General features: G+C 72.8%; 19 protein-coding genes. 10 read left to right on the top strand and 9 right to left on the bottom strand.

The window, feature by feature from the left end:
- Positions 1-32: 32 nt before the first annotated feature.
- Together ACQPZP_RS28765 and ACQPZP_RS28760 are read left to right on the top strand one after the other, a co-directional pair.
- The gene (locus ACQPZP_RS28765) at positions 33-830 is read left to right on the top strand and encodes an SDR family oxidoreductase (RefSeq protein ID WP_433472852.1); all 798 of its coding nucleotides are present in this window, start codon (positions 33-35) and stop codon (positions 828-830) included.
- Positions 827-1,891 carry an NAD(P)H-dependent amine dehydrogenase family protein gene (locus ACQPZP_RS28760; protein ID WP_433472851.1) on the top strand — a complete coding sequence of 355 codons (1,065 nt, stop codon included), beginning with the start codon at positions 827-829 and terminating at the stop codon, positions 1,889-1,891. Before ACQPZP_RS28765 ends, ACQPZP_RS28760 begins: the two co-directional genes overlap by 4 nt.
- On the opposite strand, the gene ACQPZP_RS28755 is transcribed toward ACQPZP_RS28760, so the two are convergent.
- Positions 1,888-2,814: an alpha/beta hydrolase gene (locus tag ACQPZP_RS28755; protein WP_433472850.1), complete on the bottom strand. Its 927-nt coding sequence runs from the start codon at positions 2,812-2,814 to the stop codon at positions 1,888-1,890. The genes ACQPZP_RS28760 and ACQPZP_RS28755 overlap by 4 nt on opposite strands.
- 297 nt (positions 2,815-3,111) lie before the next feature.
- Here ACQPZP_RS28755 and ACQPZP_RS28750 point away from each other — a divergent pair, with 297 nt between their 5' ends.
- The 3 genes from ACQPZP_RS28750 to ACQPZP_RS28740 are packed head-to-tail and all read left to right on the top strand — an operon-like array spanning position 3,112 to position 6,704.
- Positions 3,112-4,233, top strand: a complete 1,122-nt coding sequence (locus ACQPZP_RS28750) for a sugar ABC transporter substrate-binding protein (protein ID WP_433472849.1) — start codon at positions 3,112-3,114, stop codon at positions 4,231-4,233.
- On the top strand, positions 4,230-5,717 hold the full coding sequence (locus tag ACQPZP_RS28745) for a sugar ABC transporter ATP-binding protein (protein ID WP_433472848.1): 1,488 nt from the start codon (positions 4,230-4,232) through the stop codon (positions 5,715-5,717). Before ACQPZP_RS28750 ends, ACQPZP_RS28745 begins: the two co-directional genes overlap by 4 nt.
- A gap of 3 nt (positions 5,718-5,720) precedes the next feature.
- Complete coding sequence (locus ACQPZP_RS28740; RefSeq protein ID WP_433472847.1) at positions 5,721-6,704, top strand: ABC transporter permease; 984 nt, start codon at positions 5,721-5,723, stop codon at positions 6,702-6,704.
- 22 nt (positions 6,705-6,726) lie between these two features.
- Here the strand turns inward: ACQPZP_RS28740 and ACQPZP_RS28735 are convergent, their stop codons facing one another.
- The 3 genes from ACQPZP_RS28735 to ACQPZP_RS28725 form a co-directional block, all read right to left on the bottom strand.
- Complete coding sequence (locus ACQPZP_RS28735; protein WP_433472846.1) at positions 6,727-7,554, bottom strand: nitroreductase/quinone reductase family protein; 828 nt, start codon at positions 7,552-7,554, stop codon at positions 6,727-6,729.
- Positions 7,555-7,806: 252 nt separating this feature from the next.
- Positions 7,807-10,746 carry a helix-turn-helix transcriptional regulator gene (locus tag ACQPZP_RS28730; protein WP_433472845.1) on the bottom strand — a complete coding sequence of 980 codons (2,940 nt, stop codon included), beginning with the start codon at positions 10,744-10,746 and terminating at the stop codon, positions 7,807-7,809.
- Positions 10,747-10,913: 167 nt separating this feature from the next.
- The gene (locus ACQPZP_RS28725) at positions 10,914-12,143 is read right to left on the bottom strand and encodes a glycosyltransferase (RefSeq protein WP_433472844.1); all 1,230 of its coding nucleotides are present in this window, start codon (positions 12,141-12,143) and stop codon (positions 10,914-10,916) included.
- Positions 12,144-12,338: 195 nt separating this feature from the next.
- On the opposite strand from ACQPZP_RS28725, the gene ACQPZP_RS28720 reads away from it, so the two are divergent.
- Positions 12,339-12,947, top strand: a complete 609-nt coding sequence (locus tag ACQPZP_RS28720) for a histone deacetylase (protein ID WP_433472843.1) — start codon at positions 12,339-12,341, stop codon at positions 12,945-12,947.
- A gap of 9 nt (positions 12,948-12,956) precedes the next feature.
- Positions 12,957-13,409 carry a peroxiredoxin gene (locus ACQPZP_RS28715; protein ID WP_433472842.1) on the top strand — a complete coding sequence of 151 codons (453 nt, stop codon included), beginning with the start codon at positions 12,957-12,959 and terminating at the stop codon, positions 13,407-13,409.
- Positions 13,410-13,643: 234 nt separating this feature from the next.
- On the opposite strand, the gene ACQPZP_RS28710 is transcribed toward ACQPZP_RS28715, so the two are convergent.
- Entirely contained in the window at positions 13,644-15,284 is a 1,641-nt protein-coding gene (locus ACQPZP_RS28710; protein ID WP_433472841.1) for a CocE/NonD family hydrolase, read from the bottom strand.
- Positions 15,285-15,449: 165 nt separating this feature from the next.
- On the opposite strand from ACQPZP_RS28710, the gene ACQPZP_RS28705 reads away from it, so the two are divergent.
- Positions 15,450-16,499, top strand: coding sequence for a mechanosensitive ion channel family protein (locus tag ACQPZP_RS28705; RefSeq protein WP_433472840.1), 1,050 nt, complete (start codon positions 15,450-15,452; stop codon positions 16,497-16,499).
- On the opposite strand, the gene ACQPZP_RS28700 is transcribed toward ACQPZP_RS28705, so the two are convergent.
- Positions 16,489-17,727 carry an alpha/beta hydrolase family protein gene (locus ACQPZP_RS28700; protein WP_433472839.1) on the bottom strand — a complete coding sequence of 413 codons (1,239 nt, stop codon included), beginning with the start codon at positions 17,725-17,727 and terminating at the stop codon, positions 16,489-16,491. The two genes, ACQPZP_RS28705 and ACQPZP_RS28700, sit on opposite strands and share 11 nt — an antisense overlap.
- Before the next feature lie 69 nt (positions 17,728-17,796).
- Entirely contained in the window at positions 17,797-18,375 is a 579-nt protein-coding gene (locus ACQPZP_RS28695) for a TetR/AcrR family transcriptional regulator (RefSeq protein WP_433472838.1), read from the bottom strand.
- A 108-nt stretch (positions 18,376-18,483) separates the two neighbouring features.
- Here ACQPZP_RS28695 and ACQPZP_RS28690 point away from each other — a divergent pair, with 108 nt between their 5' ends.
- Positions 18,484-19,905 carry an MFS transporter gene (locus tag ACQPZP_RS28690; protein ID WP_433472837.1) on the top strand — a complete coding sequence of 474 codons (1,422 nt, stop codon included), beginning with the start codon at positions 18,484-18,486 and terminating at the stop codon, positions 19,903-19,905.
- Positions 19,906-19,914: 9 nt separating this feature from the next.
- Here the strand turns inward: ACQPZP_RS28690 and ACQPZP_RS28685 are convergent, their stop codons facing one another.
- Entirely contained in the window at positions 19,915-20,763 is an 849-nt protein-coding gene (locus tag ACQPZP_RS28685; protein ID WP_433472836.1) for an ATP-binding protein, read from the bottom strand.
- 60 nt (positions 20,764-20,823) lie between these two features.
- Positions 20,824-21,528 carry a lysophospholipid acyltransferase family protein gene (locus tag ACQPZP_RS28680; RefSeq protein WP_433472835.1) on the bottom strand — a complete coding sequence of 235 codons (705 nt, stop codon included), beginning with the start codon at positions 21,526-21,528 and terminating at the stop codon, positions 20,824-20,826.
- Positions 21,529-21,667: 139 nt separating this feature from the next.
- On the opposite strand from ACQPZP_RS28680, the gene ACQPZP_RS28675 reads away from it, so the two are divergent.
- Positions 21,668-22,075, top strand: coding sequence for an organic hydroperoxide resistance protein (locus tag ACQPZP_RS28675; protein ID WP_433472834.1), 408 nt, complete (start codon positions 21,668-21,670; stop codon positions 22,073-22,075).

Below are 22,075 nucleotides of genomic sequence, written 5' to 3'. Positions count from 1 at the left end.
GGGTGGGCGGTCAGTGACGCGACGGACCGGAGGTGACGCCGGTGATCTGGGACCGGTTCCGAATCGAGGGCAGGGTCGCGGTGGTGACCGGCGCCGGCCGCGGCATCGGCGCGGCCACCGCGGTGGCGCTCGCCCAGGCGGGCGCCGACTTGGTGATCTCCGCCCGGACCGAGGAGCAGCTCAGCAAGGTCGCCGCCGGGATCGAGGCGGCCGGGCGGCGGGCGCTCGTCGTCCCGTCCGACCTCGGCGACCCCGATGCCGCGGCCGCGCTGGCGGCCCGCGCCGCCGAGGCGTTCGGCCGCCTCGACATCGTGGTGAACAACATGGGCGGCGCCATGCCGGCCGCGTTCCTGGACACCTCGCCCCGGCAGCTTGAGAACGCGTTCCAGTTCAATGTGAGCACCGCGCACGCGCTGACCCGCGCCGCCGTCCCGCACCTGCTGGAGGCCGGCGGCGGCAGCGTCGTCAACATCTCCTCCGTCATGGGACGCATCGCCGGGCGCGGCTACCTCGCCTACGGCAGCGCCAAGGCCGCGCTCGCCCACTACACCCGGCTCGCCGCGTTCGACCTGGCCCCGCGCGTCCGCGTCAACGCGATCGCCGTCGGGTCCGTCGCCACCTCCGCGCTCGACATCGTCATGACCAACGACGAACTGCGCGCCGAGATGGAGCGCAAGACGCCGCTCGGCCGCGTCGGCGACCCCGAGGACGTCGCCGCCGCCGTCCTGTATCTCGCCTCGCCCGCCTCCGCCTACGTCACCGGCAGCGTCCTGCGCGTGGACGGCGGCATCGAGACCCCGAACCTCGATCTCGGCCTGGAGGACCTGTGACCTTCCGCGTCGTCCAATGGAGCACCGGCAACGTCGGACGGCACGCGATAGCCGGCATCGACGCCCGTCCCGACCTCGAACTCGCGGGCGTCTGGGTCTCCAACCCCGCCAAGGCCGGCAAGGACGCGGGGCGGCTGGCGGGCCTCGGCCGCGACCTCGGCGTCACCGCGACCGGCGACGCCGATACCCTGCTCGCGCAGCGGCCCGACTGCGTCGTCTACACGTCGATGGCGGACGTCCGGCTGATGGAGGCGATCGACGACCTGTGCAGCATCCTGCGCGCCGGTGTGAACGTCGTCTCCAGCAGCCCGGTGTTCCTGCAGTTCCCGGACGGCGTCGTCCCGCCCGAGATGTCCGATCCGGTGCGGGAGGCCGCCGCCGCGGGCGGTGCGTCCATCTTCGTCAACGGCATCGACCCCGGCTTCGCCAACGACGTGCTCCCGCTCGCCGTCACCGGCATCAGCGAGCGCATCGAGCAGGTCCGGTGCATGGAGATCCTCAACTACGCCACCTACGACCAGGGCACCGTGCTGTTCGACATCATGGGCTTCGGCCGTCCCCTGGACGAGACGCCGATGCTGCTGCAGCCCGGCGTGCTCACGATGGCGTGGGGAAGCGTCGTCCGGCAGATCGCCGCCGGCCTCGGCGTGGAGCTGGACGAGATCACCGAACGGCACACCCGGCTGCCCGCGCCCGAGACCTTCGACGTCGCCTCCGGCACGATCGAGAAGGGCACCTCCGCCGCCCTCCGGTTCGAGGTCCAGGGGATGCGCGGCGGCGAGGTCGTCGTCGTCCTGGAGCACGTCACCCGGCTCCGCGACGACCTCGCCCCCGGCTGGCCGCAGCCCGCGGGCGCGGGCTGCTACCGGGTGGAGGTCCGCGGCGAGCCGAACTACACGGTCGATCTCCAGCTGCTGGGCACGGACGGCGACCACAACACCGCCGGCCTGAAGGCCACGGCGATGCGCCTGGTCAACGCCGTCCCCGCCGTCGTCCAGGCGCCGCCCGGCCTGCTCACGGCCCTGGACCTGCCCCTGATCACCGGCCGCGGCCTGCTCTAGACCCCGAGCAGCCGCCCGAAACTCCGGATGATCTCGTCGCGGGTGCCGCGCGCCGCCGGGATCGCCTCGACGAACTCCAGGAAGCCGTGCACCGTCGCCGGCACCGCGATCTCCCGCACCGCGACGCCGGCCTCGCGCAGCCGCCTCGCGTAGCCGGCGCCCTCGTCGCGGAGCGGGTCGTACTCGGCCGTCACGACGAGGGCGGGCGCGAGCCCGGCCAGGTCCGCCGCGTGCAGCGGACCCGCGCCGGGCAGTGTCCGCGTCGCCGGATCGGGAAGGTAGGCGTCGATGAACCAGCGCATGGCGTCCGCGGTCAGGTAGTGCCCCTCGGCGAACTCCGCGTAGGACGCGCAGCTCATCGTCGGATCCGTCACCGGGTAGACGAGCAGCTGCGCGCGCAGCCGCACATCCGCGTCGCGGGCCGCCAGGGCGACCGCCGCGGCGAGGTTGCCGCCCGCGCTGTCCCCGGCGACCCCGAGCCGGCCCGCGTCGATGCCGAAGGCGGCGGGATCGCCGGCCACCCGCCGGGTGACCGTCCAGCAGTCCTCCAGGGCCGCCGGATACGGGTGCTCGGGCGCCAGCCGGTAGCCGGCGGAGACCACGACCGCGCCGAGCCCTGCCGCGATGGCGCGGGCGTGGGCGTCGTGCGTGTCGAGGTCGCCGATCACCCAGCCGCCGCCGTGGAAGAACACCACGCCGGGCGCGGGCCCGGTGCCCCCGGACGGCCGGTAGACGCGCACCGGCACCCCGTCCAGGACGGTGTCCTCGCGGTCCAGGCCGGGCGCGGCGGGATCGGGTTCGCCGATGAGGTCCCGGATGCGGGCGGCGTAGGCCGCGCGGGCGCGCTCCGGCCCCAGCTCGGTGAACGGGGGCTCCGCGTCGAGGCGATCGACGAGGCGTCGGACGTCGGGTGGGAGCGGCATCGAGGTCCCTCCGTGCACCGGGGTGAGATACGACGACGGACGTTAACAGTCAGAATGTTAAGTAATCAAGCCTCCGGCCCCGATCCGCCGAGGAGGCCCCGCCGCCACCGACTCCGCCCGTGCCCCCTGGTCAAATCCGACCTGACTGGACGCACCTGGACTGCCCGGCGGCCGGGGTCCGCCGAGGACGGGTTTCGTCGCGCCTCTTCTCAGACCTCACATTGATGTGTTAACAATCACTCCACTGATGTTGGGAACACATCGAGCGACGTGACGAACCGTCGGAGGTAACAAGTCATGTTCACATCAAGCACCGAGGCCTCGCGCCGGGATCTGCTCAGGTCCGGCGCCCTCGGCCTGACCGGCCTCGCCGCCGCGCCGCTCCTGAACGCCTGCTCGTCCGGCTCCGCCGGTGCCGCGGCCGGCCGCAAGACGCTCGCGTGGGAGACCGGCTACCTGTCGTTCTTCTTCTTCGTCGTCCTCCAGGAGACCGCCAAGCGGGAGTCGAAGAAGCGCGGCCTGGGGTTCGTCGGCAAGAACGCCAACGGCGACTCCTCCGCCCAGGTCAACGACTGGAACAGCCTCATCCTCCAGCAGCCCCGCTACCTCATCTCCGACGCCTTGGACTCGGAGGTCCTCGTCCCTCTCACGAGGAAGGCCGACACCAAGAAGATCCCCGTCGGCATGGTCGACACGCCGCTCACTGGAGGCGAGGTCGACATCTCCGTCACGTTCGACAACCGGCAGTCCGGTGTCATGGCCGCCGAGAAGACCGCCGAACTGCTGAAGGCCAAGAACGGGTCGCCGCGCGGGACCGTCCTCAACGCCTACGGCAGCCTGACCGCCGTCGCGCTGCGCCAGCGGAAGGAAGGCTTCGAGCAGACGATCCAGTCCAAGTACCCGGACATCAAGGTGGTCTCGCGACCGCAGAACAACGACCACGCGCAGGCGCTGTCGGTGGTGAACACGACGCTGCGCGAGTACCCCGACCTCGACGCGATCCACCTGCCGACCGACATCTTCCTGCCGGACGCGAAGAAGGCCATGCAGTCGCAGAACCGGTTCTTCAAGGTCGGCGACAAGAAGCACATCGTGCTCACCAGCATCGACGGCTCGCCGAACGCCCACGAGTGGATCCGCGCGGGCGACCTGGACGCCGACATCGCCCAGGACCCGGTCGCCTACGTGCAGATCTGCATCGAGATGCTGGAGAAGTACTCGGTCAAGGGCAAGGACGTCCCGCTCGGCCCCTACCAGAACAAGAAGTACTTCTGGGAGAACGCGGCGATCGCCAAGGGGCCGTCCGGCCCGATCATGACGATCCCCCCGTACTTCGTGACCAAGGACAACTCCCAGGACCCGCGGCACTGGGCGAACATCGTCACCGACCAGTGGGGGCTCAAGGAGACCCAGTCGTGACGAAGCCGCTGCTGGAGGCCGCAGGCGTCGTCAAGACGTACGGGGCCGCCCGCGCGCTCGACGACGTCACCGTCACCGTCAACCAGGGCGCGATCCACGGGCTGCTGGGCAAGAACGGGGCCGGGAAGTCGACGCTGGCAGGGATCGTCGCGGGCCTGGTACGGCCCGACGCGGGCACGCTGACCCTCGCCGGGCAGGACGTCACGCACGACTCCGCGATGTCCCGCCAGCGCGCCGGCATCCGGCTGCTCGACCAGCATTCGGAGGTGCTGCCCGACCTCACCGTGGCGGAGAACCTCCTGCTGGGGGCGCTGCCCCGGCGGCGCGGACTGGTCGACTGGCGGGCGGCCGACGAGCAGGCCGCGGAGCTGCTGGACGCGCATCATCTCCGCATCTCGCCGCGCCGCCACGCCGGAGGGCTGTCGCTGAGCGAGCGGCGCCGGCTGAGCATCGTCAAGGCCCTGGTCGGGAACGGCCGCCTCGTCATCCTGGACGAGCCCACCACCGGCCTCACCATCGGCGAGCGGCGCGACCTGATGGGCTGGGTCCGGCGGCTGGCCGAGCAGGGCCGCACGTTCGTCTACATCTCCCATCACAACGACGAGGTGCGCCAGCTCTGCACCGAGTACACCGTCCTGCGGGACGGACGGGCGGTGCGGAGCGGCACGCGGGTCTCCTCGCTCACCGCCGAGACGCTGTCCGCCCTGGTCAGCGGCGAGGCCGTGGACGAGTTCCACCGGGACCGGACGGCCGCCGGGGAGGGGCGGGAGCGGCTCGGCGTCCGCGGGCTGCGGTTCGGCGGGCACGGGCCGGTCGACCTGAGCGTCCGGGCCGGGGAGATCGTCGGCCTGGTCGGGCTGCCCGGGTCGGGCGCCCAGGAACTGCTGCGCGTGCTCGCCGGGCTGGCCCCCGCCACCGCCGGCGAGGTCCTGGTGGACGGCCGCCCGGTCGCCACCGGCCGCCCGCGCGCCGCGCTCCGCGCGGGCATCGGCTACCTCACCCACGACCGGATCGCGGAAGGCGTGGCGGCGCAGATGTCCATCGCCGACAACGTCCACCTCGGCCACTGGCCGCGCGGACGCCACCGGCTGCTGGACCTGCGCCGGATGAGCGACCGGGCCGAGCGCGTGCGGCGGGACCTGTCGGTGGTGATGACCGGCCCGGACCAGCAGATCAACCGGCTCAGCGGCGGGAACCAGCAGAAGGTCCTGATGGGGCGGCTGCTGTCCCGCGAGCCCCGCGTCCTCGTCCTGGACGAGCCGACGGTCGGCGTCGACGTCGCCGCCAAGGAGGAGATCCACCGGCTGATCGACCGGGTGGCGCGGGACGGCGTGGCCGTCCTCGTGCGCGCCTACGACCCCGACGAGACCGCGCGGCTGGTGGACCGCGCCGTCCTGTTCTCCGGCGGATCGATCGACGGGGAGCTCACCGGCGACGACCTGACGCTGTCCGCCGTCGCGACCGCCCAGCATGTTGGAGGCTGACCCATGACCCAGACCCTGGACGCCGCGCCGCCGCTGCGCCGGGACCGCTTCGACGTCCTCCGGTTCGGCCTCGACAACGTCGTCTGGGCCCTGATCATCATCTTCAGCCTGGTCACCGGGCTGTTCAACTCCTTCTTCCTGACCACCGCGAACCTGCAGAACGTGCTCGTCCAGGCCACCTCCCTCGGCGTGCTGGTGCTCGCCGTGTCGTTCGCCCTGCTGGTCGGCGAGATCGACCTGTCGGTGACGGGGAACCTGGCGTTCAGCGGCATGGTCGGCGCGATGCTGATCCAGCACCTGCACATCCCCGGCGTGCTCGCGATCCTCGCCGTCGTCGGGACCGGAACGGTGATCGGGCTGCTCAACGGCGTCTTCGTCGCGATGCTGCGGATGAACTCGCTGATCACGACGCTGGCGATGGGCCTGTTCCTGCAGGGCGCCGTGCTCGGCCTGACCAAGGCGCGGACCCTGGTGATCGACGACACGGCGTTCACCTATCTCGGCAGCGCGACGGTCGGCGGCTGGCCGCTCATGCCCGTCGCGCTGCTGCTGGCCTACGTCGCCGCCGCGGTCGCGCTGCGGCGCACCCAGTGGGGCCGCAACCTGTACGCGACGGGCGGCAGCGCCGGGGCCTCGCTGGTCGCGGGCATCCCGGTGCGCCGAGTCCGGCTGAGCGCGTTCGTCGCGGCGGGCACGCTCGGCGGGCTGGGCGGCTTCCTGTCGGCCTCGTACCTGGGCGGGGTCAACGTCACCGTCGGCAACAGCCTCCTGCTGTACGCGGTCGCGGCACCGGTGATCGGCGGCGTCTCGCTCACGGGCGGACGCGGGCGCATCGCGGGGATGCTGGGCGGGGCGCTGCTCATCAGCGTCATCCAGGTCGGGCTGCAGCTGATCAACCTGTCCGCCTACTACATCCAGATGATCGGCGGGGCCATGATCCTGGTGGCCATCGCCGTCGACGCGGTCCGCGTCCGCCGTACCGAGTAGCCGGCCGTCCCCCGGAGGCGCGCTAGAACACGAGGGTGTCGAGGAGCGGGACGAGCCGCTCCTCCTCGCGATCCAGGTGCGCCTCCAGGGCGGCGGTGAGCCGTTCGACCTCCGTGAGCAGCGATTCGGCCGCACCGGAGTCGAGGGCCCGGCGCAGCTCGTCCAGCAGCTCCGCCACCACCTCGTGCTCGTCCCGCAGGCGCGCCAGGGTCGGCGCGAGCTCCGGATGTTCCCGTTCCAGGAGCGGGAACAACTGCGTGTCCTCGCCCAGGTGGTGGTTGCCGAGACCCTGGCACAGCGTCAGGCAGTTGACCCGCAGCTGCGCGCCCACGCCGGGCCCGGACGCGGCGACCTCCGCGCGGATCAGCGCCAGTTCCCGCCGGAACGCGTCGTGCACCGCGACCAGCATCTTGCTGGGCGACTCCGGCCCCGGTGGCGGCCCGGGGTTGGCGGGAACCAGGGCGACGACGGGCAGTGTTCGTCCCGACTTGACCTCGTACTCGGCCCACCCCGGATCGGACTCGACGGCGCGGGCGAACGCGCTTTCGCGTTCGTCCCCCTCCAGGACGACGGCGTTCGCCTCATAGGTGAACGCTTCGCTTTCGACCGTGACGCGCGGGTTCGCGACCAGGTTGTGGAACCAGGCCGGGTGCTTCGGCGCGCCCCCTGCCGAGGCGATGACGAGGACGCGGCCCACGCCGTCCGGAAGGTATCCGAGCGGCGTCGTGTGCGGGGCACCCGACCGCGCCCCGGTCGTGGTGAGCAGGAGCAGCCGCCCGCCCTCGAACGGGCCGCCGACGCGTCCGCCGTTGGCGCGGAATTCCTCGATGACCTGCCGGTTGAAATCCATCTGTCTCCTGAACTGTTTTCGGGCATGGCGAATCGGCCACGGAAACGGCAAGCGTCCGTGGCTGGGGAAATGGTGGAAAGGGCATGCCGAAAGCGCGGGCATGCCCGATGACGTCGCGCGACGCGCGTGAGATGGAGAGAAGGAACGCGAGTGGAAAGGCGGGCCGCGTGCCCGCACCGGCCTCACTCGGAGGCCGGGAACCTCACTCGCTCATGGCCCATGGCCGACCCGGCAGTCACGAAAAGGAAGATATCAAATACCTTCGCGGTGCGCGACGGCGGCGGCCTGGGTGCGGCTGGTGACGTTCAGTTTGGCGAGGATGTTCGACACGTGGACGCTCGCCGTCTTGGGGGAGATGAACAGCGCCGCCGCGATCTCCCGGTTGTTGCGGCCCTCGGCGACCAGTTTCAGGACCTCGCGTTCCCGTCCGGTGAGGGAGGCGAGCGGGCCGGACGGCCCGGGCGCGGACGGGCGCCCGGTACCGAGCCGTGCCCGGGTTCCGAGGTCGCGCAGCGCGGAGAGCAGCGGCGCGGCGCCGAGGCGTTCGGCGGTCTCGACGGCCGACCGCCACTCGGCGGCGGCCCCCTCCCGGTCGCCGTTCTCGGCGAGCGCCTCCGCCAGCCGCCACCGGGAGCGCGCCACCTCGTAGACGAACCCGCCGTCCGGGTCGCCGTAGGTGAACAGGTCGGCGGTCTTCCGCCACAGGTCCACGTCGTGGACGCCGTCCACGCGGCGCCGTTCGGCTTCGGCGCGGCTCACCCAGGCGTGCCCCTCCAGCCCGAGCCAGGTGCGGGGCTGCTCGCCGAAGGTGAAGTCGACGGCCCGCCGCGCCCGCCGGAGCAGGTCGTCGGCGGCCACGGCCGCCTGCCGTACGGCCTCCGCGTCGCCGGCGGCGCGCGCCCGGGCCGCCAGCTCGGCGTGGGCCCAGAGCCCGGTCGCGGCGATGCGGATGAAGGACGCGCCATCGCCGTAGACCGAGTCCGCGATGCTGGCGACGTGTTCGAGCGCGGTTCGCGGGTCGTCCCGCCACAGGGCGTGCTCGGCGGCGAGGCTCCTCCCGATGTAGAGGGCCAGCTGGTCCTCGTTCCACAGTGGCGCGATCCAGCGCAGGCGCTCGTCCACGACCGGACGTCCCTGCGCGACCTCGATGAACAGCGCGTAGGCCGAGATCTGCGCCTCGTACGGCCGGACGACCTGGAGGGGGAAGCCGTCCGCGATCCGGCCGGCCTCCGCCCATTCTCCGGTCGTGTAATGGACGAGATACCGCATGGTCCGGATGGCGATCCCGTACATGCTCCATCCGACCCCGTTGTCCAGGGCGAACCCGATACCCTCGTCGGCCGCCGCCGCGGCGCCCGCGAGGTCACCGCGGTCGAACTTCGTCCGGGTGTACTGGAACCTGGCGCGCAGCGCCGACTGCGGGCTGTCCCCGGCGGCGTCGGCGAGGTCGCGGGCCCTCGCGAACACCTCGGCGACCCCGCTGTCGGCCTCGCGCGATTCCCGGTAGATACCGAGCGTGACCAGCAGGGCGGCCTCGGCGCCCGGTGCCGCGGCGGCACGCGCCTCCGCGACGGCCTTCTCGGCCTGCCCGGGCATCTCCCCGTCCGGGTCCGTGTAGAGGAGCGTCCGCGCGTAGGTGGCGAGGGCCCAGGCGCGATCGGAGGTCGGCGGGGCGGCGGGCAGCATCGTCACCGCCTCCAGGGCGAGGACCCGCGCCTCCTCCAGCTCGTCGAGGTCGAGCGAGTACGTCGCGAGGTGCTCGCGGATCATCGAGCCGAGCGATACGTCCGCCGGGTCGGCGAGAGGCAGCAGCCGGCGCAGCCGGTGCGCCGCCCGCCGCACCTCGCCGGCCCGCCCCGCCGCCTGCGCGGCGGTCAGCGACAGACGGACCCGGTCCGTCCCGGCGGCGGACTCCGGATCGGGGACCGCCTCCCACAGCTCCAGCGCCCGCTCGTAGTGCTCGAACGCCTCGGCGGGCGCGCCGAGCCGGTCGGCCTCCCGGCCCGCCCGGACGGACGCGGCGAACGCGCCGGGCAGGTCGTGCGCGGCGAGGCTGTGGTGCGCGAGCTCCGCCGCCGACCCGCGCGTCCCGTCCGGGAGCCCGGCGAGAAGCCGGGCGAAGTCGGAGTGCAGCCGGGTCCGCTCGCCCGGCAGCAGGTCGGCGTAGACGGCCTCGCGCAGCAGCGCGTGCCGGAACGTGTACCCGGCGCCGGACGGGACGAGTAGCTGGTGCGACACCACCTCGCGCAGCGCCTCCCCGGCCGCGGACTCGTCCAGCCCCGACACGCGGCGGACCAGTTCGTCGTCGACGCGGCGCCCCGCGACGGCCGCGACCCGCACCACGCGCTGCCCGCCGTCCGAGAGCCGCTCCACCCGCGACAGCAGCAGGTCGGCGAGCCCGGACGGCAGCGCCTCCATGCCGTCGCGGGCGTCCAGTCCGGAGGAGTACAGCTCGGCCGCGTAGAACGGGTTGCCTTCCGACCGGTGGTGCACCCGCTCGACGACCTCCGCGGTGAGCGCCGCGGACCCGCGCGACAGCGCGGCGAGGTACTCGGCCGTCTCGCCCGGGCGGAACGGGCGGACCTCGACGCCCGCCACGTTGGGCAGCCGCAGCAGCTCCGCCACCACCGGCCGCAGCGGATGCCGCCGGTGCAGGTCGTCCGACCGGTACGTGCCGACGAGGCAGACCCGCTCGCGCTGCAGGACGCGGCTGAGGAACGTCAGCAGATGCCGGGTCGAGCGGTCGGCCCAGTGCAGGTCCTCCAGGACGAGCAGGACGGGCCGGTCGTTCCCCAGTTCGCCGAGCAGCCCGAGCACCGCCCCGAACAGCTGCTGCTGCCCCAGCTCGGACGCGGCCCCGGGGCCGCCCTCGCCGTCCGGCAGCAGCCGCCCGAGGACGGGGCGGGCGTCGAGCGCGGCGCGGACCGCGTCCGCCTCCGGCGCGCCGGCCTGCGCGGCCGTCCACAGCGCGTCCGTGAGCGGCAGGTACGGCATGCTCTCGCCCAGCTCCGCGCACTGCCCGACGAGCACGGCGCAGCCGCGGCCGCGGGCGGTGCCGGTCAGCGCGGACACCAGATGCGTCTTGCCGACCCCGGCGTCCCCGCTGACGAGCACGACGCCCGCGCCGCCCGCGGTGGCCCGGTCCAGCGCGGCGGTCAGCGCGGCGAACTCCGCGGCCCGGCCGATCAGCACAGAACGGTCCTTCTCGTCATTCCATCGAGTATCCCATCCGTGGAGACGCGAACGGGCCCCGGATCCAGTGGGGATCCGGGGCCCGCAGCGTGTGGGCCGAGCGGAGCTCGTCGTTTGATTAGTGGTGGGTGGGGGCTGGAGGATGGTGGGGGCTGGAGGACGGTGGGTCAGCCGACCAGGGCGGGGGTCCGGTCGGTCTCGTGCTCCGCCACGTCCTCCGCCTCCGGCTGCGGCTCCGGGACGGGCAGGACCTTCTGGTAGACGCGGAGCGTCTCGGCGGCGATCCGCTCCAGCGAGTAGCGGGAGCGGGCGCGGTCCGCGGCGGCGATCGAGTAGCCGTGCAGCGTGGTCTCCTCGGCCAGCAGGTGCCGGACGGCCCGCCCGATCACGACCGGCCGCCCCGCCGGGACGTGCAGGCCGGTGATGTGGTCCAGGACCTCGTCGGCGTTCCCCCCGGCCGGGGTCGCGACGACGGGGACACCGCAGGCCATCGCCTCCAGCGGCACCGACGGGCACGGCTGGTGCGGGGTGAGGCAGAGCACGAGGCTCGCCGTCCGCAGCAGCTTCGGAAGGTTCTTGCGGGGCAGCCGGCCCAGGAAGATCACCCGGTCGGCGACGTGCAGCTCCTTGGCGAGCATCCGGAGCCGGTGCACGGCTCCGTCGCCCTCCAGGTCCTCGCGGGCGGGGCCGCCGGCGACGGCGAGCTCGGCGTCCGGGACGTGCACCAGCGCGCGCAGCGCGGTGGCGACGTCGTCGCCCTCCAGGTCGTCGCAGACCATCACGAGACGGCGCCGGTCGCCGTGCGGCATCGCCGGTCCGGCCTGTGCGAACTGCTCACCGTCCACGCCGTAGGGGACGACCGCGACCGACGGCCGCGGCACGCCCATCCGCACGACCGCGCCGGCCTCCTCGGCGTGCCCGGCGACCACCAGGTCGGCGTCCCGCCCGATGGCCTTCTCCAGGCGGTCGCGGTGCGGGTGGACGCGGTGCCCGGCCTGCCGCTCGGCGGCGGCCACGCCGTGGTAGCTCTGCGCGAACGGGATGCCGAGCTCGCGGGCGACGGCGCAGGCGGCGAGCCCGCCGATCCAGCCGTGCGCGTGCACGATGTCGGGACGTCCCGCGCCCGCCCACCGGCGTCGCAGCCCGTCGGCGAAGTCACGGATGTGCTGGAGCAGTTCGTCGTCGGAGAGCGGGTGTGCGGGCCCGGCCTCAAGGTGGACGAGCGCGGCGCCCGGGGCGAGCCGGACGCGGCCGCGCGCGGCCCTGTCCTGGCGCCGGGCGTAGACGGTGACCTGGTTCGGCTCCGCGCCGGCGATCAGCGGGCGGGTGAGCGAACGAGCGAGATCCCGGACGTGGACGGACTGCAGGTGTTCGCCGTCAAGGTCGGAGGCGGACACGAGAGCAATGTTAAGCGGCCGGTGCATGGCGGATCCTCCGGGGCTACGCAGGGGAAGCACGGAGGTATCTGCGTCGTAGACACCTGCTCGGCAATCTTCATATCCGCCCGCCCTCCCCGTCAAACCTCGCGAAACGGATTCCAAACCCCGGCGGACCGCGCATGTCACCGCCGACCTGCGGGGATACTGGACCCGATGGATGACGAACCCCTTTGGTACGTGGCGTACGGCTCGAACCTCCACCGCGAAAGATTCCGCTGCTACCTCTCCGGCGGCCGTCCGCGCGGCGGCGCCCGCCACTACACCGGCTGCCGCGACCCCCGTCCCGCCGGCGCCGAGCATCCGGTCACGATGCCGGGCGGCATCTACTTCGCGCTGACGTCGCTGACCTGGGGCGGCGGCATGGCCTTCTACGACCCCGCCCTTCCGGGACGCGCCGCCGCCCGCGCCTACCTGCTGACCCGCCGGCAGTTCTGCGACGTCCTCTCCCAGGAGATGCGCCGCGACATCGGCGCCGACCACGACCTCTCCGAAGCCATCGCCCATGGCCGCCAGCGTCTCGGCCCGGGCCGCTACGAGACCGTCCTGAAGGTCGGCGAACGCGCGGGCCACCCCATGCTGACCTTCACCGCGCCGGCGCCGCACCCGCCGAACGCGCCCACCGCCCCCTACCTGACCATGCTCGGGCACGGCCTGCGCGAGGCGCACGGCTGGTCCGCCGAACGCGCCGCGTCCTATCTGGCCCGGCGCCCCGGCGCCCGCGGCCACTGGACGCCCCGGGACATATGCGATCTCCTCGGCTAGGTTCGTCCCATGGACGTCGGTGACATCGTTGACGATTTCGAGCTGCCCGACGAAACGGGCGAACCCCGCACCCTGACGACCCTGCTGGAAAAGGGCCCGGTCGTCCTGTTCTTCTACCCGGCCGCGATGACCCCCGGCTGCACCGCCGAGGCCTGCCACTTCCGCGACCTGGTCGCCGAACTCGCCGAGGTGGGCGCCCATCCCGTCGGCATCAGCGCCGACCCGGTCGCCAAGCAGAAGGAGTTCGCCGACAAGCACTCCTTCGGCTACCCCCTCCTGTCCGACCCGTCCGGCGACGTCCGCGCCCGATTCGGCGTCAAACGCGGCCTGGCCCTCATGCCCACCAAACGCCAGACCTTCGTCATCGGCACCGACCGCCGCGTCCTCGCGGTCATCAAGAGCGAGATCCGCATGAACACCCACGCGGACAAGGCCCTGGAAGCCCTCCGGGCCAGCAGATAAGGCGGCCTCCGCTCGCTGGCGCTCGCTGCGTCCGCCGTAGCACGGCGCCCATCTTCACGGGGACTGCCTCCGCTCGCTGGCGCTCGCTGCGTCCGCCGTAGCACGGCGCCCATCTTCACGGGGACTGCCTCCGCTCGCTGGCGCTCGCTGCGTCCGCCGTAGGGCGGCGCTCATCTCCGCGGGGCTGGCTCCGCTCGCTGGCGCTCGCTGGGTCCTTTGCCCTTGATGTTGGGGTCAGTGGACGATGGGGAGGGTGATCGTCGAGGGGTGGGCGGGGGAGTGGAAGATCTCCTGGTCGGCGGTGAGCATCTCGGTGGCGGTGCCCATGGGGGCGCCGGTGCCGGGGTTGCGGGCCACGCGGGGGTAGGCGCCGCTGGCGACCTGGACGCGGACGCGGTGGCCGCGGCGGAAGCGGTGGCCGGCCGGCCATAGCTCCAGGGCGACGCGGCGGACGCCGTCGGGGCCGGGTTCCGGGGTTCCGGGGACGAGACTGCGCATGCCCTCGCAGAGGTTGAGGGACTCGCCGTCCGGGGTGACGTCGCACACCCGGACGACGAAGTCCGTGTGCTCGCGGTTCGACCGGATGTACAGGTCGGCGGTGACCGGGCCGATGATCTCCAGGTCGTCGTCCAGGACGGCGGAGGTGTAGGTCAGGACGTCCTGGCGGCGTTCCAGGCGCTTCTGGTCGGTGGACGGGTGGGTCTCGCCGAGCAGGGTGGGGCCGCCGAGGAACGGGGTGGGGTGGTTCGGGTCGTACCGGTAGGTGTCGGGCTCGGATTCGGGCGGCGCGTCAGGGGACAGCGCGCCCGCGGGGTGCAGGTGCCAGCGCTCTTCGCGCATCCCGGGGACGGGCCAGTCGGGGAACTCGCGCCATTCGTCCGCGCCGGTGATGAAGAGGCGGACGGGCTGGTCGCGCAGCTCGGACGGGTCGTCCAGGAGATGGGCGCGGAACCACTTGACCGCGTCGGCGACCGAGCCGCGCATCATCCGCTGGTCGGCGTGGAACCAGGGGCCGATCGTCAGGTACGGGCGCTGCCCGGCGGCCCGCAGGGCGGCGTAGTCCTTCATCTGCCAGGGCAGGAAGATGTCGTACCAGCCGCCCGTCATGTTCACCGGCGCGGTGACCTGGGAGACGGTGGGGCTGAAGTCGCGTTTGTCCCAGAACGGGGTGTCGGGGCCGTTGACGAGCAGATCCTGGAAGAAGCGCTGCTGCTCACCGGTGGCGAGCCGGTCGAGCTCGGCGAGCGGACGTCCCGACAGGGTGGCGCGCCGGGCGCGGCGCGGCGACATGATGCCGGTCGTGATGCCCGAGAGGGAGTTCTTCATCCGCGCGGTCAGGTCCACCCAGATGAGCGCGGATTCGAGCGCGAAGGTGCCGCCGACGTTCACCGCGTCGCGGAACGTGGAGGCGGTGACCTGCATCGACAGCGCCTTCAGTTCGGGTCCGGCCTCGGCGGCGACGGCCCACTGGACGTAGCCGAGGTAGCTCGGGCCGTGCATCGCGAACGTCCCGCCGAACCACGGCTGCGAGGTGAGCCACCCGATGGTGGCGATGCCGTCCTCGCGCTCGTCGAGGGCCTCGAAGACGCCACCGGACCCGAAGCCGCCGCGGACGCTCTGCACCACGGCCTGGAACCCGTGCGACGCGAACGCCTGCCCGCACATGAGCCCGAACGGCCCGCGCCGCCCGTACGGCGAGCGGACGAGCACCGTCGGCGCCTTCTCGACGTCCGCGGGGGCGTACCGGTCGGCCAGCAGCGTCACGCCGTCGGCCGTGGGCACCTCAAGGTCGCGCTCGACCGTCACCCGGTGGGGGCCGTTCCGCAATCCCAGCGCCGTGACCCCGAGCCGGCGCATCATTCCCACGCCTACCACTTGATCGATCGTACCGGCGGGTAGCCCGAGCCTCCCGGCCACATCTCCGTGATGTCCCTCGCACCGCTCCCGGGTTTCACTACGATCGGGGGCGCATAAGCACGCAAAACGGGATTTGACGGGCAGTGGCCGGGCCGTCCGGCCGGAGGGAGAGTTTCTCGCGTCATGGGTGACCTGGGCGATCTGACCTGGCAGCGAGTCGTCGGCGCCGCCGCCGTGATGGTGGCCGCGATCGCGATCGCCGTGGTCCTGCGGCTGCTGACCGGCCGGCTGTTCCTCCGGGCGGGCGACACCCGGTGGGCGTGGGACGACCTGGGCGCCCGCCTGATCCGGGACCTCGCGATGCCCCTCGCGGTGCTGCTCGGCCTGTGGAGTGCGGTGAAGGTGCTGCACCCGCCGGACGGCACGCTGGACGTGGCCGCCAAGGTGCTGACCGCCCTCACGATCCTGGTGATCTCGCTGGCGCTGGCCCGGCTGATCGCGGCGTCGGTCAGCTCGATCGCGCTGGCCAGGCAGGGCGTCGCCGCCAACGTGACGATCTTCGCCAACATCACCCGGGTGGTGGTGCTCGGCGTCGGCATCCTGGTGATGCTGCAGAGCGTCGGCGTGTCGATCACGCCGCTGCTCGGCGCCCTGGGCGTCGGCGGTCTCGCGGTCGCGCTCGCCCTGCAGGACACCCTCGCCAACCTGTTCGCGGGCGTGCACGTCCTCGCGTCCAAGACGATCGAGCCCGGCGACTACATCAAGCTGTCCTCCGGACAGGAGGGGTACGTCGTCGACATCAACTGGCGCAACACCTCCATCCGGACGCTGTCGGACAACATCGAGGTCATCCCGAACCAGCGGTTCTCCGACACGATCCTCACCAACTACCACCGTCCCGCGCAGGACATGTCGTTGCTGCTCCAGGCCAGCGTGGCCTACGAGAGCGACCTGGAGCAGGTCGAGAGCATGGTGATCGAGGTCGGCCAGGAGGTCATGAGCGAGGTGGAGGGCGGCGTGAAGGACGCCGAGATCCTGGTGCGCTTCCACACGTTCGCCGAGTCGGGGATCAATTTCACCGTCATCCTGCGGACCGGTGAGTTCGGCGACCAGTTCCGGATCAAGCACGAGTTCGTCAAGCGCCTGCACCGCCGCTTCCAGAAGGAGGGCATCGGGATCCCCTACCCCCGCCGCCAGATCATCCTGCCCGAGGGCTCCACGCTCAGCGGATGAACCGGACATCGGGGTACCGAGGCGACGGGCGGTCCAGGATCGGCCGGTGCTCGCCGCGCAGTGCCCGGTCGAAGAACGCGGTGACGTAGGCCCGGACCGACGCGGTCATCCGCGCCGGATCGACCGTCCCGACGAGGGCGGCGCGGTCCTGCGCCGGGATGTCCAGCTTCTCGTCCAGCGCGGGCAGGACGGCCTGGACGTCGGTGTAGGAGTAGTGGCTCGCGGCGGGCACGTTCAGATCGCGCTTCCAGCCCGTCGAGTGCCGCCAGAACGAACCCCAGGACGGGGTGGTCCGGTGCGTCTGCGGGGAGCCGCCCGACGCGGCCCCCATCAGCATGAACGGACGGTCGAGCCCGGTGCGGGCGACCTGCACGAAGTCGTTCTCGCCGTACTGCATGGTGCCGTCCATGTCGATGCCCGCGTCCAGGCGGCGGTCTACGCGCATCGTCTCGGCCGCCTCGATCCCGCCGGCGGAATGCCCGACCATGCCCACCTCGGAGAGATCGAGGATCCGCCCGAGGCCGGGCGGCAGGGCCCGTCCCTCGGCGTCGGGGTTGCGCCCGCCGCGCAGGACGGCGAGCCGGTCGAGGACGAGCCGCGTGTCCTGGACGCGTGCGTCCAGCGCGGTCTTCAGCCGTTCGGGCCCCTGCCCGGGCAGGCGCTGGGGCTCGACCCGCCCGCCGGGGAACTCCACCGGCGCCGTCTCGTAGGTGTGGTCGACGGTCACCACGACGTATCCGCGGCTGACCAGCTCCTCGGCGATCGTCGTGCCGAGGGCGCGGGGGACCCCGAAACCGGGGGAGTACAGGACGACGGGCCGGGCGCCGTGGCGCGTGTCGGCGGGGGCGGACTCGGCGGCGTGAGTGCGGGCGCTCCGCCAGTCGACCGTCCCGGCCTTGAACACGCCGAGCGCGTCGACCTGCTCAAGCGCCGCCGCGACCCCGGGACGCAGATAGGGCGCGGTCCGTGCGGAAGACCGGGCCGCCGGGTACCAGACGCTGACCATCAGCTCGCGGGTCCGCCCCGGCACCCAGGGATCGGGACGCCCGGCGTCCACCAGGTGCAGCTCGGTCGTCCCGATGGCCTTGGACGGGCCGGTCGGCCGGGGCAGCCCGAACGAGGCCGGGGGTGTGGCGGCCGTTCGCGCCGCGTTCGCGGACGTGCCGCAGGCGGACAGGGCCAGGACGAAGGCAACGGCGAACGGAAGCCGCTGTGCAGGTGATCGCATGCCCGTAGCCTCGCGGCCCGGGCCCGTCCCCGATCATGGTCCAACGGCTGCCGCGCACCCCGACTTTCGTCAGGGGCGGACGATCGGCATCACGATCTCGTCGACGACCGAGACCAGATAGTCGTCGGTCAAGGGGTCGCCCTCGGTGAGGTTGCGGTAGACGATCACGGCGGGGCCCACGTCGGCGATCTGCCGGGTCGCCGCCGCGGGACGGATCTCCCCGCGCGCCGCCGCCTCCTCCAGCGCCTGGAACAGCAGGTCGCGGATGGGCCGGGACAGCCGGTCGCGGATGACGTCGTGCAGGAGGCCCTTGCCCTCCTCGGTCTCCTCCTTCAGCACCCTGAACGCGGCGCCGCGGCAGGCGACGATCGTGTCGCGCAGGCATGTGAGGATCTGCAGGACGTCCTCCCGCACCTTGCCGGTCGCGGGCGCGGCCGGCGACTCCGGCAGGACGTGCCTGAGCGCGTCGGCGATGAGCTCGTCCGTGGACCGCCAGCGCCGGTAGATGGCGGCCTTCCCGGTGCGGGCGGCGGTCGCGACGCCCTCCATGGTGAGCCTCCGGTAGCCGACCGTCTCCAGCTGCGCGAACACGGCGTCGAAGATCGCCGCCTCCAGGTCGCCGCCGCGGCGGCGGGTGGCCGGGGTCATGACACGGTCCCGAAAATAGTGAACGCTAGCGTTCTCTTTCGTGCGAATCGGTGATACGTTCCCCACATAGTGTACTTCGCCGTTCCTTAAATCTCGGGAAGGTCCGACTTGACCGCGTCCAACGAGCGGACGGCCGCACCCCGGGAGTTCGCCGCTCCCGGGAAGACCGCACCGCCACTCCATCATCGTCCAGGAATCATCCTGGCCGTCATCGTCGGCTGCCAGCTCATGATCGGCCTGGACACCTCCGTCGTCACCATCGCGCTCCCGGAGGTCAGGCAGGGCCTCGGGCTGTCCACCGGGGGGCTCGCCTGGATCCAGAACTCCTACATGCTCGCATTCGGTGGGCTGCTGCTCCTCGGCGGGCGCGCCGGGGACGTGTTCGGCCGCCGCCGCACCTTCACCGCCGGGATCGCGCTGTTCACCGCCGCGTCGCTGCTCGGCGGGCTCGCGAACGCCGGCTGGTGGCTGCTCGCCGCCCGCACCCTGCAGGGCGTCGCCGCGGCCGTCGCCGCGCCGAGCGCGATGGCGCTGATCGCCACGAACTTCCAGGGCCCCGCCCGCGTCCGGGCGCTCAGCGTCTTCTCCGCGGTCACCGGCGCGGGCGCCGCCGTCGGCATGATCGTCGGCGGGGTGCTGACCGAGGCCGGGTCGTGGCGCTGGGTGTTCTTCGTCAACGTCCCCGTCGGCCTCGTCCTGATGCTGGTCGCGCCGCGGGTCCTCTCCGGGACGCGGCGCAGGCCGGGCCGGTTCGACCTCGGCGGCGCCGTCGCGTCCACGCTCGGCATGACCGCGCTCGTCTACGCGCTGATCAGGGCCGGGGAGGACGGCTGGGGCGACGGCCGGGCGCTCGCGGCGTTCGGCGCCGCGGCCGTCCTGCTCGCCGCGTTCGTGGCGGTCGAGGCCCGCGTCAGGCAGCCGATCATGCCGCTGTGGCTGCTGACCGGACGCGACCGGGCCGCCTCCTACCTGACCCAGCTGGGCCTGGCGGCGGGGATGTTCGGCGCGTTCTTCTTCCTCACCCAGTACCTGCAGCAGGTGCTCGGCTACGGGCCGCTGCGCGCCGGCGCCGCGTTCCTGCCGATGGTCGGGATGCAGTTCGCGGTCGTCCGGACCGCGCCGCGGGTGATGCAGCGCCTCGGCGCGAAGCCGCTCGTCGTCACCGGCACCGTCCTGCTCACCGCGGGGCTGCTGTGGCTGACGCGGCTCTCGCCGGGGGACGGCTACGCCGGCGGGCTGCTCGTGCCGTTCATGCTCATGGGCGCGGGCGGCGGGATGGCGGTCCTGCCGCTGAACGCGACCATCCTCGCCAGCGTGGAGCCGGAGCAGTCGGGGGCCGCGTCCGGCGTCGCCCAGACCATGCTGTGGTCGGGCGGATCGCTCGGCTCGGCGGCCATGGTCACGACCTACGGTTCCGCGTCCTCCGGCCACGACGTCGTGGCCGGGATGGACGCCGCGTTCACGACCGGCGCGGTCTTCGCCGCCGCCGCTCTGCTGGTGGCTGCGCTGGTCCTGCGCGTGCGCCGCTGAGTCACGCCGTTACGCGGGCGGGGGAGCGTACTCGTCGAACCACGCGAGGAACTCGGTGTGGCCGAACATCCGCGCGGTGTCGGCGGCGGACGGCGACCCCGCCCGCGGGTCGGCGCCCGCGTCCAGCAGGGCCAGCACCACGCCCGTCTCCTTCCTGAACACCGCGCCCGCGAGGGGACGCCGGCCGAGGTCGTTCGCCCGGTCCGGGTCCGCGCCCCGCCCCGCGAGGGCCCGGACGGTCTCGGGGTGCCCGTGGCAGGCGGCGAGCATCAGCAGCGTGTCGCCCCTGTCGGTGGACAGGTTCACGGGCGCCCCGGCGTCGACGTAGCCGACGAGCCGCTCGGTGTCGCCGTCCCGGGCCAGCTCGAACAGCCGGGCGGCGGCGTCGTCGGTCTCCGGGTCGGCGCCGGTCATGACGGGGACCCGGTTGCCGGCCGTGAGCAGCCCGCCGAGACTGTCCTCGCCGTAGGTCAGGTGCTTCTCCAGCGCGACCAGCGCCCCCTCCTCGGGGAAGGAGCTGAACCGGACGTCGTCGGCCAGCGTCCGCATGATCAGCAGCCCGCGCCCGTGCTCCGCCACCGGATCGGGCCGCGGGACGCGTTCCGCGTCGAACCCGGCGCCCGAGTCGATCACCTTGATCACGCAGCGGCGGTCCTGGATCATGGCCCGCACCGTGTAGTCGGCGCCGTGCTCGGCGTGCTTGATCACATTGGTGCACGCCTCGGTCAGCATCATCTCGATGTCGCCCCGGATGTGGTCCTCCACGCCGAGCGCGGCGAGCGCCGCGGCCAGGAGCCTCCGCGTCGCCGGGACGCTCGCGGCGTCCCGGGGGAGCAGGAGGTCCATGGTGATTTCCACATCATCTCCATCCGTCCCCTTGAATCGTGCCCTTTCGGTCACGCTCAAACATGCGGGCGGTCAGGCGGGGGGCGGCGTGTGGGCGGCCACCGGCCTGGGCGCGTAGTCGTCGACGTACTCCTGGCCCGACAGCCGCTGGATCGCCTCCATGATCTCGTCGGTGACCTGCCGGGCCGCCCTGCCGCGCGGGACGCCCGCGTCCCGTCCGGCGAAGTCCATCGGCGCGCCGATGCGCAGCCCGATCCGTCCCGGCCGCGGGACGGCCTGCCCGCGCGGCTGCACCCGGTCGGTGCCCTCGATCGCGACCGGGACGACGGGCGCGCCGGTCCGCATCGCCAGCCGCGCCACGCCCGTCCGGCCCCGGTAGAGCCGCCCGTCCGGCGACCGGGTGCCCTCGGGGTGGATCGCGAACACGCCGCCGCGCTCCAGCACCGCCGCCGAGGTGTCGAGCGCGTCCAGCGCCGCCCGCCCGCCCGACCGGTCGACGGCGATCGCGCCGACGCTGCGGAAGAACGTCGCCGTGGCGCGGCCCTTCACGCCCGGTTCGGTGAAGTACTCGTGCTTGCCGAGGAAGTAGACCCGTCTCGGCACCATCAGCGGCAGGACGAACGAGTCGAGGAACCCCAGGTGGTTCGCCGCGAGGATCACCGGCCCGATCCGCGGGACGTGCCGCAGCCCGCTCACCTTGGGGAGGAAGGCGACGCGCATCGCGGGTCCCATGACGACGTACTTCATCAGCGGGTAGATCAGGCGTTCAGGGTCCATGTCCGAGCAGGCTATGGCGGCGCCGTGCCCGCCGCCGCTCGCGCCCGATACAAGTTCGCACCCCTCGAAGTTGTAGGAACCCGCACTTGCCGTATATTGGTTGTACGCAATTGAATTGGTGGCAACTCAAGGAGGACGCATGGACACCCACTACACCGCCGTGGCCACCGCCAACGGACGCGACGGCAAGGCCGTCAGCTCCGACGGGCGCCTCAACCTGCCGCTCGCCATCCCCCGAGAGATGGGCGGCAGCGGTGACGGCACCAACCCCGAGCAGCTGTTCGCCGCCGGCTACGCGGCCTGCTTCGCCAGCGCCCTCGGCGCCGTCGCGCGCGCCACCCGGCAGGACGTCCGGGACGTCTCCGTCACCGCCGAGGTCGGCATCGGCGGCAGCGTCGAGAGCGGGTTCGGGCTCTCCGTCGTCCTGCGGATCGAGCTGCCCGACGACCTGGAGAACGGCAGCGACCTGGTGGAACGAGCCCACCAGGTCTGCCCCTACTCCAACGCCACCCGGGGCAACATCCCGGTGGAGCTGGTCGTCGAGTGA

This window comes from Spirillospora sp. CA-142024 (genome assembly GCF_050942325.1).
GTDB lineage: Bacteria > Actinomycetota > Actinomycetes > Streptosporangiales > Streptosporangiaceae > Spirillospora.
This window is presented reverse-complemented; position numbering and strand designations above follow the sequence as displayed.